Origin of the sequence: Microbacterium sp. (assembly GCF_031179285.1) — a bacterium.
GTDB lineage: Bacteria > Actinomycetota > Actinomycetes > Actinomycetales > Microbacteriaceae > Microbacterium.
Map to the genome: position 1 here is coordinate 25,985 of NZ_JAPSHY010000020.1, position 12,302 is coordinate 38,286.

Here is a 12,302-nt window from a genome sequence, read left to right on the forward strand (position 1 = left end):
TGAGCGTGCCTGCCTATGGTGGGTTCATGGAGATACTGCGGCTGGCGGGCGTGCCAGGGGTCGGCAAGAGCGCGGTCGGATGGACGGTCGCGCGTCGCCTGGCCACGGAGGGGGAGCGCTGCGGATACGTCGACATCGATCAGCTCGGTATGTGCTACCCGGCCCCGTCGGCGGACCCCGACCGCTGGATGCTGAAGGAATCGGCGCTCGCACGGGTGGCGAACCAGTTCCAGTCGGCCGGGGTCGAACGCCTCGTCGTCTCGGGCGTCGCCGACCCTTCCGCCGCGCCGCCGCATCCCGGGCACCCGACGACCTCGCTCTGGCTGGATGCCGCGGGAGCGACGAGACGCGCGCGACTGGCGTCCCGCGGCTGGCCCGAGGCGCAGGTCGAGGCCGTCCTGGCCGTCGGTGACCGCGAATCGGCGGGCGCGCATCGATCCTGGTCGAGGCTCGCCACCGACGCGCTCACGGTGGCGGAGACCGCGGATGCCGTGCTGGAACGGTGGTCGCCGACGGGCGATGAGGCGAGTGTGGCCGGATCGGAAGATGATCCGGCAGCAGCGCGCCCGGCGCGAGTGATCTGGATCACCGGGCCGCGCTGCGCCGGTGCGTCTCAAGTCGGGTGGGAGATCGCCTCGGCACAGTGGCGGGCGAAGCGCCGCACCGGGTTCGTCGACGTGGCGCAACTCGCCTTCGCCTGGAACACGCCGCACGATGTCGGCCTTCGCAACACCGTCGAGATGCACCGTGCCTTCTCCGACGCGGCGGCGGGGATGCTGGTCGCCGTCGCTCCGTTCCGGTTCGAGCCGGCGGAGGTGATCGCCGCGTTCCCCGGAGCCGAGGTGTCGTTCGTCCGGCTCGACGCCGACGATGATGCACTCCGTGACCGCGTCGAGAAGCGAGCCGACGGCTCCGGCGAAGTGATGCTCGCCGGAGACGATCTGGCCGGCGCTTCGCAGGAAGCAGTGGCGGCCGTCATCGCTGAAGGAATCCGGCAGCGGCGAGTGCCGGTACGGCCGGGAGAGCGGATCGTCGACACCACGGGCGTCGGTCCGGACGCTGTGGCGGAGCGGGTGCTCGAGCTCTGAGCGACCTGCCAGACTGAGCGACATGGCCAGGTACACCCACGGGCACCACGAGTCCGTTCTCCGCTCGCACAACACCAGGGACATCTCGAACTCCGCGGAGTACCTTCGGCCGCACCTCGGACCGTCCACGCGCCTTCTCGACATCGGCGCGGGCCCGGGGACGATCACCGTGGACTTCGCGCGCGTGGTCGGTCGGGTCATGGCCACCGAGATCGACGACGGCGCCCTGTCGCTCTCGCGCGCGCTGGCCGAGAGCCGAGGGCTCACGAACATCGACTTCTCGATCGCGGACGTGCATGCCCTGAGCTTCGCCGACGCGGCTTTCGACGTCGTGCATGCGCATCAGGTGCTGCAGCATGTCGGCGATCCGGTGCAGGCGCTGCGCGAGATGCGCCGCGTCACCGCACCGGGCGGCGTCGTCGCCGCGCGCGACGCGGACTACGCCGGGTTCATCTGGTTCCCGCTGCTGCCCGAACTCGATCGCTGGCTCGAGCTCTACAGCGCGGCCGCCCGCGCGAACGGCGGCGAACCGGACGCCGGCCGACGGCTGCTGTCGTGGGCGCGGCAGGCCGGTTTCGACGACTTCACGGCGACGGCGTCGACCTGGTGCTACGCGACGCCGGAGGAAAGAGACTGGTGGGGCGGGATGTGGGCCGACCGCATCGTCGAATCCGCCCTCGCACGGCAGCTCGTCAGCGAGGAGCTGGCCACCGGCGCCGACCTCCGTGCCATCAGCGACGCGTGGAAGCGGTGGGCCGACGCCGAGGACGGCTGGTACCTCGTTCCGCACGGCGAGATACTCTGCCGCGTCGCAGCTTGAGCGCCGCGCCGCCTGGTCGCCGCGGCGCGCGCCGGAGACATCGCGCGGCGGAGACATCGCGCGGCGGATACATCGCTCGGCGGATGCGGGCGGCTTCGGCGTTCGCGTACGGTGAGGGAGTGATCCGCCCGCTCTCACGGGTGGCGCTGACCCTCGACATCTCAGGGGCGGCGCTGCTTTTTCTCGTCCTGATGCCGTCGTCGCTGGTGTTCTATGCACCGGCACCGGCGAATCAGGCCGTTCAGGGTGTCGCGGCCTTCGCGATCGTGCTCGCCAGCATCCTGATGTTCGCCGGTGTCGCGATCGGGCGACTCGCGCCCGGGCTCGCGCTGATCGCGGCGTGGGCGGGCGCCATCGTGCAGATGCTCGCAGGCTTCGGCCCGCTGCCGATCAATATCGCGGTGCTTCTCGTGCTCTATGCGACTGCCGCATGGGGGTCGCGCCGCGTGCTCTGGTGGGGGCTCGCGTCGGCCATCGCGGGCGGCGTCGTCGCCGCGGTGTACATGGTGGTCGTCACGGGTGTCGCGGTGGGGACCGGGACCGGGTGGGACCTGCTCACGGCGGGCACGCTGATTCTCGTGGCGTCCGAGCTCGCGCTCGGATTCGCGTGGGTGTGCGGCCTGCTGTGGAGGGTCATCCTCCGCTCGCGACGCATCCGCGAGGCGCAGATGAAGGCGGAGGCCGCGACCGCCGAGGAGCAGGAGCGGGTGCGCATCGCGAGAGACATGCACGATGTCGTCGCCCACTCCCTCGCCGTCGTGATCGCACAGGCCGACGGGGCACGCTATGCCGCCGCGACCAAGCCCGAGCTCGCGCAGGAGGCGCTCGGCACGATCGCGCAGACCGCGCGGGGTGCGCTCTCCGACGTGCGGATGCTGCTCACCCAGCTCCGCCATCGACAGGGTGACGGACCGCAGCCGACGCTCGGCGACCTGGAGACCCTCTTCGCGCAGATGCGGCAGGCGGGTGTGGATCCGCAGGTCACGGTCGATCCGATGCCGCCGGGGGAGCCCCCCGCCGCCATCCAGCTCGCCGTCTACCGGATCCTGCAGGAAGCACTCACCAACGCGCTGCGCCATGGCGACGGCTCCGTCGACGTGCACCTCGCCTGGCTGCCGGACAGTGTCGATGTCGAGGTCCGCAACACCGTGCCCTCGGACGCGTCGCCCGGTCCTGGCGGGCACGGCCTCATCGGCATGCGCGAACGCGCGCAACTGGTGGGCGGTAATCTACAGGCGGAGCGTCTGGGAGCGCAGTTCATCGTGCGGGCGACGCTCCCGATCGGCGATTCGGCGGATCCGGACGCCCCCCATTGACGTACTCGCGAACGACAGGAAGCACCGCATGATCAAGGTCGTTCTCGTCGATGATCAGGCACTGTTCCGTGCCGGCATCCGCATGCTCGTGGCCTCGCAACCCGATCTCGACGTCGTCGGCGAAGCGGGGGACGGACGCGAGGGAGTGCAGGTCGTGCGCTCGACGAATCCCGACGTCGTGCTCATGGACATCCGGATGCCGGTGATGGACGGACTCGCGGCGACGGCCGAGATCCTCGCTCAGCCGAACCCGCCGCGTGTGGTGATGCTGACGACGTTCGACCTCGATGAGGCCGCCGCGAGGGCGATCCGCCAGGGTGCCAGCGGATTCCTCCTCAAGGACGCCGACCCCGAGTTCCTGCTCGCCGCGATCCGCACCGTGCATGCCGGCTCGTCGGTGATCGCGGCATCCGCCACCAGAGAACTGTTCCAGCACTTCACCGAGGCGCCCAAGCCCGTGCCGCCGCAGTATGCGGCGCTCACGGAGCGCGAGCAGGAGATCTTCGCCCTCGCCGCACGGGGGCTGTCGAATGCCGAGATCGCGGCGCGCGAGTTCCTCAGCGAGGCGACCGTCAAGACGCACATCAGCAGGATCCTCACGAAACTCACCCTGCGCGACCGCGTTCAGCTGGTGGTCTTCGCCTTCGAGCACGGGCTGGCCTGAGCCGAGCCGCTCCGGGATTCCGCGCGGGTCGGGATCATCCTTGCGATGTACGCGGATGCTCCGCCAGGGCGACGCGCGGCGGCATCCGCGATCCGTAGCGTCGAAGGCATGGAGATCACGACCACCGACCTCGGGCTCGCCGCCCGCGTCCAGCACCTGAAAAAGACCTACGGAACCGGCGAAGGAACCGTGCACGCGCTCGACGGCGTGAGCGTCGGCATCCGTCGTGGCCAGTTCACTGCGATCATGGGACCTTCGGGCTCGGGCAAGTCGACCCTCATGCACATCATGGCCGGCCTCGACAGCCCCACCGAAGGCCGGGCCTGGATCGGCGATACCGAGATCACCGGACTGCCCGACCTCGACCTGACCATCCTTCGTCGTCGCCGCGTCGGGTTCATCTTCCAGGCGTTCAACCTGGTTCCGACGCTCGACGCCCTCGGCAACATCATGCTGCCCTTCGAACTCGACGGGCGCCGTCCCAGCGCGATCGAGCGCGCCCGCATCGACGGACTCGTCGAGACGCTCGGCCTCGGCTCGCGACTGCGACACCGTCCGCACGAGCTCTCCGGCGGTCAGCAGCAGCGCGTCGCCATCGCCCGCGCCCTCTCGACCGCGCCCGATCTCGTCTTCGCCGACGAGCCCACCGGCAACCTCGACTCCAAGACCGGTCGCGAGGTGTTGCAGCTGCTGGCCACCGCGAGTCGCGAACACGGTCAATCGATCGCCATGGTCACCCATGACGCGATCGCGGCCAGCCACGCCGACCGCGTCCTCTTCCTCGGTGACGGGCGGATCGTCGCCGACCACCCGCGTCAGAGCGCCGAGGAGATCTCGGCGTACATGCTCGCGGCCGAGGTGGCGGCATGACCGCCGTCGCCGCCGTGGTCCCCGAGACGACGGCGACCGGGCCGCGACTCGGGTGGCTTCGCGATCGCGGGATGGGCGCCAGCGTGCTCGTCGCGGCGCTCTCCGCCGGGTTCGGTGTCGTCCTCGTCGAGATCACCGCGTACATCGGCGCCGTGCTCCAGGCCGATCCCTTCATCGGCGACAGCGGCACGCTCGCCTTCGTCGTCGCGCTGCTCTCGGTGCTTCTCACCGCCGTCGCTATGTACGTCGCAGCCATCGTGACCGCGAACACCTTCTCGACGATCATCGCCGGTCGCACGCGCCGTATCGCCCTGATGCGGCTCATCGGGGCGACGGCTCGCTCGCAGCGCGCCGAGGTGGGCCGCCAGGGTCTCATCGTCGGAGTGATCGGCGCAGCCCTCGGCCTGCTCGCCGGTCTCGTGCTCGCCGTGGCGGGTGTGCAGATCGGCGCGCAGCTGATCGACAATGCTCCGAGTGCCTTCTCGATCGGGCAGCCGCTCGTCGCGCTCCCCGTCGTCGGTGTCGCTCTCACGACCTGGGCCGCCGCCTGGGTCGGCTCGCGGCGCGTCCTCGCGGTGACACCCCTGCAGGCGCTCGGCGGCTCGGTCGAGCGCACCCACCATGACGTCGCGGGCCGCCCGGGGCGCCACGTGGGCGCCTGGGTCCTTCTCCTCAGCGGGGCGGCTCTGCTCGCCGGCGGCGTGGTCATCGGACTCATCACCCCACTCGGTGTGGTCGTCGCCTTCGTCGGAGGCGTCCTGTCGTTCACAGGCCTGGCGCTCGGCTCGGTGCTGTTCATGCCGCCGGTGCTGCGTCTCGTCGGCCGCCTGTTCGGCTCGAGTGCGACTGCCCGGCTCGCGGCCGAGAACGCCCTGCGCTACCCGGAGCGCTCGTCGCGGATGGCGATCGGCGTCGTCATGGGCGTCACGCTCGTGACGATGTTCGCCGTCGCGCTCGAGTCCGCCAAGCGGCTGATGATGAGCCAGGTGACCGGCGACGTGCCGGCTGAGTTCTTCGCCCCGATGGACGCCTTCGCCGCCATCATGATGGTGCTCGTCGCCATCTCGGCGGTGATCGCCGCGGTCGGGCTGGTGAACCTGCTCACCATCGGCGTCGTGCAGCGCCGCCGCGAACTCGGACTGCTGCGCTCGATCGGCCTCTCCAACGGACAGGTGCGCGCGATGGTGCTGCTGGAGGCGACGCACATCACGGTCGCCGCGACCCTGACCGGCCTCGTGCTGGGTGTCGCGTACGGGTGGATCGCCGCGCAGTCGCTGCTGGGGTCCGTGCCGACCCTCCCCGAGATGACTCCGGCGGGGCTGGTGGCGCCGCAGGTGCCGTGGCTTCCGGTGGTGATCATCGTGGTGGCGACCGGTCTGCTTACCCTCGTCGCCGCTGCCACCCCGACGCGCCTGGCCACGCGCGTGGCGCCGGTCGAGGCGCTGGCCGCCGACTGAGCCGGGTTCTCGCGAGGCCCGCTTCCGGGAAGCGGGCCTCGCGCAGCGGCGCATAGGCTGGACGGATGCCTTCGCCCTTCGACCAGTCCACGTATCAGGTCCGTCTCGAGTGGGGTGTCTCCGGGCTCCACCGACTGGCGCCGACCGACGTCGTGATCGCCGTCGACGTGCTGCGGTTCTCGTCGACGGTGGCGGATGCCGTCGCCGCGGGCGCGACGATCGATCTCGACGGTGCCCTGCGCTGGTCGACCAATGGGGCTGCGGTGACCGCTGCGGCGACCGCGGACACCGTGCTCGTCGGTGGCATCCGTAACGCCGCCGCGGTCGCCCGCGCTGTGCAGGTCATCCAGGGGTCGCGCGGCCGGCGCACCTCGGTGGCCGTGATCGCCGCCGGCGAGCTGGACGACGCCGGCGCGATCCGCTTCGCCGTCGAGGATCATCTCGGAGCCGGCGCGATCGTCGCAGCGCTCACGGACCTCGGCATCGACCACACCTCGCCGGAGGCGGCGGCCGCGGCCGAGAGCTTCCGTTCGCTGCGTGGCGCACTTCGGCATCTGCTCGGGGCGAGCGGCTCGGGTCGCGAACTCGAGATCGGCGTCGCATCGACCGCTCGGATGGAAGCGGCGGGCATCGTGCCGACCTCGACCGAGGATGCGGCCACCCTCGACGCCGTGTCGGTCGTACCGATGGTCGACCGGGGCAGGATCGTCGCGTTCGACGGCTGACAGGCCGGCAGCCTGGCGACGGATGCGGTGCCGCGCCGTAGGGTCGAGGCATGAGGTTCGTCCCCGCCATCATCCTCGACGCCCTGCTGGTGCTCGTGTTCGCCGCGATCGGTCGCGCATCGCACCAGGAGGATCCGGCCGGGTTCCTTCTCACCGCGTGGCCGTTCCTCGTCGCGCTCCTGATCGGACATGCACTCGCCGCACTGCTCGGTGGGCGACCGCGGCGGCCGTGGTCGGTGCGGTGGGGGGCGATCGTCTGGATCGCCACCGTGGCGGCGGGGATGCTGCTGCGCGTCGTCAGCGGTGACACCGCTCAGCTGCCGTTCATCATCGTCGCGACGCTCACCCTCGGCGTCTTCCTCGTCGGCTGGCGCACGGCGGCGGGCTGGCTTCGTCGGCGCCGCGGTGCGAGCTCGACCGGTGGATCGCTTGCCGGCGACTTCTCGGCCACGGAGGCGACCGAGGCGACTGATGCGCCTGGCCCGGGTCGCGAGGGCTGAGAGCCGGGGTCGCGGCTCCGGTCGCGGTCAGCGCGGCATCTGGGCCGCGAGGCGGATGTCGGCGCTGATCTCACGCCGGGTCCAGTCGAACTGATGGCGGGGATCGAACGTGCGCGAGCAGCGGGCGCACGAGGTCGGCCTGGTCGGGCGGCGGTGGCGATAGGTGACGTGTCCGGCCGGGCATCGGCCGACCCACGGTGCGAGCTCGACGGCGGTCTCACCGCGATGGGTCGCTCCTCCGACATAGCCGAGATCTTTCGCGACGCGTTTCCACGCGGCTCCGTGCGCTGCGGCATGCCCTGCGAGCGCGTGGGCGACCTCGTGCAGGAGCACCTGATGGATCTCGTCGTCTTCGAACCGCGCGGCCAGGTAGCGCGACACTGTGATGCGCTTGCGCGTGTAATCGCACTGGCCGGCGCGACGCTTGGCATGGTCGAAGCCGAACGACCAGGAGTCGTCGAGGTGAATCCTGATCAGCGCCTCACCCCAGATGCGCACACGGTCGAGATCGGCCATGCGCTCAGGTTAAGCCATACCGGGGACACTCGGCACGCATCGACCGCGACCACGGGGCTCGGCCGCGGCAGTGCGAGATCAGCCGGCGAGCAGCTGCGACGACCGGCGGCGTTCAGCGGCCTCGATCGCGAGCAGTGCTGTTTCGAGTTCGTGGTCCTCGGCGCCGGCCTCGCGGCGCAGGAACAGTGAGCGTTTGAAGCTCTCACGCGCGGTGTCGTAGTCACCGGCCTCATAGGCGTTCTTGCCGTGGTGCTGATGCGCGAAAGCGGCGATGGCGAGCCAGCGATGACCCTCGGCCTCCGCGGCGCACGTCGCCAGCTCCTGCTCGGCGGCGGCATGCGCGCGACGGAACTGCAGGACGGTGGCGTGCAGCACTCTGGCGCGCAGCACGTCCTTCCGGGTGCCGGCCATCCGGGCCTGGCGCACGGTCTCATCGGCCAGCGTGAGCGCTTCGTCCAGCCGCCCGAGCACCTTCAGCAGCCACACCCGCTCCAGAAGCGCGGGGAGGCTGCGCTGTGCCTCGATCTCTGCGAGGCGCACGGCGCAGGCGTCGAGATCGACCAGCTCACGCAGGCTCTCCTGGTCGTATCCCTGGATGAAACTCATTGCTCTCCTTCCGCTGCGTCCCCGCCGTCCAGTCTGCCTGCAGGCGGACCCAGCAAGCGGGCGGCACGCCTGCAAGCGCCGGACCCGATCGCACACGTCGCCGGGCACGGAGCCGTCAGCGCAGGAACAGCGAGTCGTCAGGGCGGGGTGAGGCCACGGCATCCGCATCGGTGACGATTCTGGAGCCCTGAACGAACGACGTCACCTCGGCGCCCTGAGCGATCTTCGCGGGATGCGGGCCCGCAGCCAGCACTCGCGGCAGCCACTGTGTCGGCAGGGGAGTGGCGGATGCCGCGATGACGAGGTTGCCGAACCTCCTGCCTTTCAGCACCTGGGTGTCGGCGAGGACCGCCACCTCCGGCAGCACCTCGGCGATCGTCGCGACCTGCCGGCGGGCGAAGGCGAGCCCCGGACCATCGGCGACGTTCACCAACAGCACACCGGCGGGTGCGAGCAGGTGCGACAGCTCGCGGTAGAACTCGATGCTCGTCAGGTGTGCGGGAGTCTGGGCGCCCGAGTAGACGTCGGAGACGACCAGATCGCAGCTGGCCTGCAGGGAGGGAGGAAGCCGGCGCACGCCTCCTCTGGCGTCGCCGATGCGGATGCGGATGGCGGCTCCGCGCGGCAGCGGCAGGTGCTCTTTGACCAGACCGGCGATGAGCGACTCGAGTTCGATGACCTGCTGGCGCGAACCGGGGCGGGTGGCCTCGATGTAGCGCGGGATTGTCAGGCCGCCCGCGCCCAGGTGCACCGCGGTGAGCGGGGCGCCCTCCGATGCCAGCTGGTCGATCACCGCACCCATCCGCACGATGTACTCGAAATGCAGATGCGTCGGGTCGTCGAGGTCGATGTGCGATTGCGGGGTGCCGTTCACGATGAGTTCGAAACCCGCGGTGAACGGGGAGGGGATGATCCGCGCGAAGCCGCCGTCGTCCAACCGGACCTCGGGATACTCGGCGTCCTTCGATCGCATCCTGCCCATGGGTCGAGCCTAGGCGCCGCAGGCGGATCGCGACGCCGTCACCGCAGGTTGCCGACCGAGCAGGTCTCCTGCTCCAGGGTCTGCCCCGACACATCGGGTGAGAGTGTCGCCCTGGCCGCCGGTGTCTCACTCGGCGACGGTTGCGGCGCGTCCGGCGGCGTCGGCGGCGCGGGAGTCACGAGCTCGACGCCGTCATTGGTCGCGACGTCGCCGGTGAGCTGGATCGGCTGACCGGCGCGCAGCGCCGCCCAGAGTCCGGCCGCGGCCTCGTGGTTGGGCACGACCTTGATGCCGGGATTGTCCGGATCGTCCACGTTCGGGTACTGCACGAATACGAAGTCGCTGAAGGGCACGTCGTTCAGTGCGAGCGCGAGTTGGGGCAGTCGCACGGGATTGGCCAGCTCGACGCTCGGGACGATGTTGTCGGCGATGGTGTCCGCCAGCCGCATCACCGTGGGCACGTCGCCGAGCACCTCGTCGCTGAGCATCTTCTTGGCCAGCCGTGACATGTACTGCTGCTGGTTCGAGATGCGGGCCAGGTCGCTCTCGTCACCGACGCCGTGCCGAGTGCGAAGGAACTTGAGGGCGTCTTCACCGGCGATCGTCCGGGTGCCGGGAGGCCAGTCGATCCCGGCCTGCCGATCGCGGATGCCGTCGCCCGAGATGCACACCTCGACACCGCCGATGTCGTCGGTGATGGCCATCACCCCGTCGAAGCTGATCTTCGCGGCGAACTCGATCGGCATCTCGGCGAGGGCGCCGATGGTCTTCGCGACGCAGGACAGCCCGGCGTGCTGGAACACGCTGTTCAGGGGCTGCTTGGTCATGGCGGATGCGGTCGAGCCGTCCTCGCGTTCGCAGGTGGGCACCGGAACCATGAGGTCGCGGGGGAAGGAGACGACGGTGACGTTCCGCGGCTCGGCCGACACGTGCACGAGCACATTGACGTCGTTGCGGATGCCCTCGTCGGATTGCTCGCATCGTTCACCGAGCAGCTGGGTCGAGACTTCTCCGCATTCATCTGTGCCGACGACGAGGATGCTGAAAGCACCCGGGTACGCGCTGAGGCTCGGCGGGGCGACCTCGCCGCCGTCTTCGAGCGGCACCGCGCCGTCGCCGACGCGCGAGGTGAGGTCGACGACGAAGAAGACTCCGACGGCGATCACCGAGACGAGGATCACCGCTGCTGCGGCGCCGAGGAGCTTCAGCCCGACGGACAGCCGAGAGGGCGAAGGCAGGGTCGCATGCCGAGCCACGGTCGATCGATCCTCGTGCCCACCCCGCATGGCGCCGAGCCTAGGGCACCGACCTGCAATGGGGCCGGAAGTCGCCCGTGTTACGAGGCGATGACGATCGCGGGAATAACTTGCAGCGAATTAGTTAGTCGTGGATACTTTTTCCTAAGTGGCGCGCACCCGATGCCGCCAGGACGTTTTTTCAAAGAGGAGATCCCTGATGCACAAGCGCATTCTTCCGGCCGTGGCGCTCGCCGCCGTGGCCACTCTGGGCCTCGCGGCCTGTGCCGGCGGCAGTGCGCCGGCTGAGGGCGGCGGCACCGACGGCGAGGGCAAGGAGCTCTCCGTCTGGATCATGAAGGGCACCAACCCCGACGCGACCGCGTTCTACGACGCCGTGGCCGAGGCCTTCGAAGAAGAGACCGGCGCCACGGTCAAGATCGAAGAGGTCCAGTGGGCCGACGCGCACGACCGCTTCGTCACGGCGATCGCCGGCGGAACGACACCCGACATCGCCGAGACCGGCACCACCTGGACGGCTGAGTTCGCTGACGCCGGCGCCCTCGTCGAGCTCGATGAGTACGTCGATGCCGAGAAGGGGCTGCGCGACGACCTCGTCGAGGGGCTCGAAGTGGCCGGCACCTACGACGAGGGCCTCTACGGCATGCCGTGGTACGCGGGTGTCCGCTCCATCATCTACCGCGCCGACGTCTTCGAAGAGCTCGGTCTCGAAGCTCCCAAGACGTGGGACGACATCATCGCAGCGGGTGAGGCCATCAAGGCCGCCAAGCCTGAGATGCTCGCCTTCCCGGTGCCGGGCGACGCCGAGTTCCAGGTGTACCCCTGGGTGTGGGGTGCCGGTGGCGAGGTCGCGACGCTCGACGGCGACACCTGGACCTCTGAGCTCGACAGCGAGGAGTCGCAGGCGGGCATCGAGTTCTACACCGACCTCGCGGTCGAGCACGGCTTCTCGTCGGCCGGTGCCACCACCTGGAAGGAGACCGACCTGCGCGATGCGTTCACCCAGGGCAACGTCGCGATGATGCTCTCTGGTTCCTGGACGCCGAAGTCGCTCGTCGAGGCGAACCCCGACCTCGAGGGCAAGCTGGGCGCCGCGGTCATCCCCGGGCAGGACGGCGGGATCGCCCCGTCGGTGCTTGGCGGCTCGCACCTGTCGATCTTCAACTCGACGGAGAACGCCGACCTCGCCTGGGAGTTCGTCAAGCTCATGACCACCGGTGAGTTCGCGGAGCAGTGGGCAGCGGACACCGGATACTTCCCCGGTGTCCAGTCCGCGATGGAAGAGGCGCTCGCCTCGACCGACCCGCTCGTCGCGCCGTTCGCCGAGCAGATGGTCGAGGGTGGAGCTTCGGTTCCCGTGACGCCGAACTTCGGCGCCGTGCAAGCGAAGAAGACGACCAACGCGATGATCCAGGCCATCCTCAGCGGGCAGAAGGACGTCGCGACTGCGACGAAGGATGCTGCCGCCGAGATGACCGAACTGCTCAACCAGAAGTAAGTCC

13 protein-coding genes are annotated in these 12,302 nt (G+C 69.9%); 9 read left to right on the top strand and 4 right to left on the bottom strand.

The window, feature by feature from the left end; genetic code table 11:
* Window positions 1–26 precede the first annotated feature (26 nt).
* The 8 genes from RIN18_RS12680 (at window position 27) to RIN18_RS12715 (ending at window position 7,440) form a co-directional block, all read left to right on the top strand.
* Window positions 27–1,088: a hypothetical protein gene (locus tag RIN18_RS12680; protein ID WP_309104341.1), complete on the top strand. Its 1,062-nt coding sequence runs from the start codon at window positions 27–29 to the stop codon at window positions 1,086–1,088.
* A gap of 22 nt (window positions 1,089–1,110) precedes the next feature.
* Window positions 1,111–1,908 (top strand): class I SAM-dependent methyltransferase, encoded by a 798-nt coding sequence (locus RIN18_RS12685; RefSeq protein ID WP_309104342.1) that lies wholly within the window; start codon window positions 1,111–1,113, stop codon window positions 1,906–1,908.
* Between the two features lie 119 nt (window positions 1,909–2,027).
* Window positions 2,028–3,224: a histidine kinase gene (locus tag RIN18_RS12690; protein WP_309104343.1), complete on the top strand. Its 1,197-nt coding sequence runs from the start codon at window positions 2,028–2,030 to the stop codon at window positions 3,222–3,224.
* A gap of 28 nt (window positions 3,225–3,252) precedes the next feature.
* Window positions 3,253–3,888, top strand: a complete 636-nt coding sequence (locus RIN18_RS12695; protein WP_309104344.1) for a response regulator transcription factor — start codon at window positions 3,253–3,255, stop codon at window positions 3,886–3,888.
* 108 nt (window positions 3,889–3,996) lie between these two features.
* Window positions 3,997–4,758 carry an ABC transporter ATP-binding protein gene (locus RIN18_RS12700; protein WP_309104345.1) on the top strand — a complete coding sequence of 254 codons (762 nt, stop codon included), beginning with the start codon at window positions 3,997–3,999 and terminating at the stop codon, window positions 4,756–4,758.
* Window positions 4,755–6,215 carry an FtsX-like permease family protein gene (locus tag RIN18_RS12705; RefSeq protein ID WP_309104346.1) on the top strand — a complete coding sequence of 487 codons (1,461 nt, stop codon included), beginning with the start codon at window positions 4,755–4,757 and terminating at the stop codon, window positions 6,213–6,215. The genes RIN18_RS12700 and RIN18_RS12705 overlap by 4 nt, the downstream gene beginning before the upstream one ends.
* Window positions 6,216–6,280: 65 nt before the next feature.
* Window positions 6,281–6,940: a 2-phosphosulfolactate phosphatase gene (locus RIN18_RS12710; RefSeq protein ID WP_309104347.1), complete on the top strand. Its 660-nt coding sequence runs from the start codon at window positions 6,281–6,283 to the stop codon at window positions 6,938–6,940.
* A gap of 50 nt (window positions 6,941–6,990) precedes the next feature.
* On the top strand, window positions 6,991–7,440 hold the full coding sequence (locus RIN18_RS12715) for a DUF3054 domain-containing protein (RefSeq protein ID WP_309104348.1): 450 nt from the start codon (window positions 6,991–6,993) through the stop codon (window positions 7,438–7,440).
* A gap of 27 nt (window positions 7,441–7,467) precedes the next feature.
* Here the strand turns inward: RIN18_RS12715 and RIN18_RS12720 are convergent, their stop codons facing one another.
* From RIN18_RS12720 to RIN18_RS12735, 4 genes are all read right to left on the bottom strand, one after another.
* Window positions 7,468–7,956, bottom strand: a complete 489-nt coding sequence (locus RIN18_RS12720; protein WP_309104349.1) for a SprT-like domain-containing protein — start codon at window positions 7,954–7,956, stop codon at window positions 7,468–7,470.
* Between the two features lie 78 nt (window positions 7,957–8,034).
* Window positions 8,035–8,562 carry a hypothetical protein gene (locus RIN18_RS12725; protein WP_309104350.1) on the bottom strand — a complete coding sequence of 176 codons (528 nt, stop codon included), beginning with the start codon at window positions 8,560–8,562 and terminating at the stop codon, window positions 8,035–8,037.
* A 115-nt stretch (window positions 8,563–8,677) separates the two neighbouring features.
* Entirely contained in the window at window positions 8,678–9,544 is an 867-nt protein-coding gene (locus tag RIN18_RS12730) for a fused MFS/spermidine synthase (protein ID WP_309104351.1), read from the bottom strand.
* A gap of 38 nt (window positions 9,545–9,582) precedes the next feature.
* On the bottom strand, window positions 9,583–10,800 hold the full coding sequence (locus RIN18_RS12735) for an LCP family protein (RefSeq protein ID WP_309104352.1): 1,218 nt from the start codon (window positions 10,798–10,800) through the stop codon (window positions 9,583–9,585).
* Window positions 10,801–10,999: 199 nt separating this feature from the next.
* Here RIN18_RS12735 and RIN18_RS12740 point away from each other — a divergent pair, with 199 nt between their 5' ends.
* Window positions 11,000–12,298 carry a sugar ABC transporter substrate-binding protein gene (locus RIN18_RS12740; protein ID WP_309104353.1) on the top strand — a complete coding sequence of 433 codons (1,299 nt, stop codon included), beginning with the start codon at window positions 11,000–11,002 and terminating at the stop codon, window positions 12,296–12,298.
* Window positions 12,299–12,302: the final 4 nt, after the last annotated feature.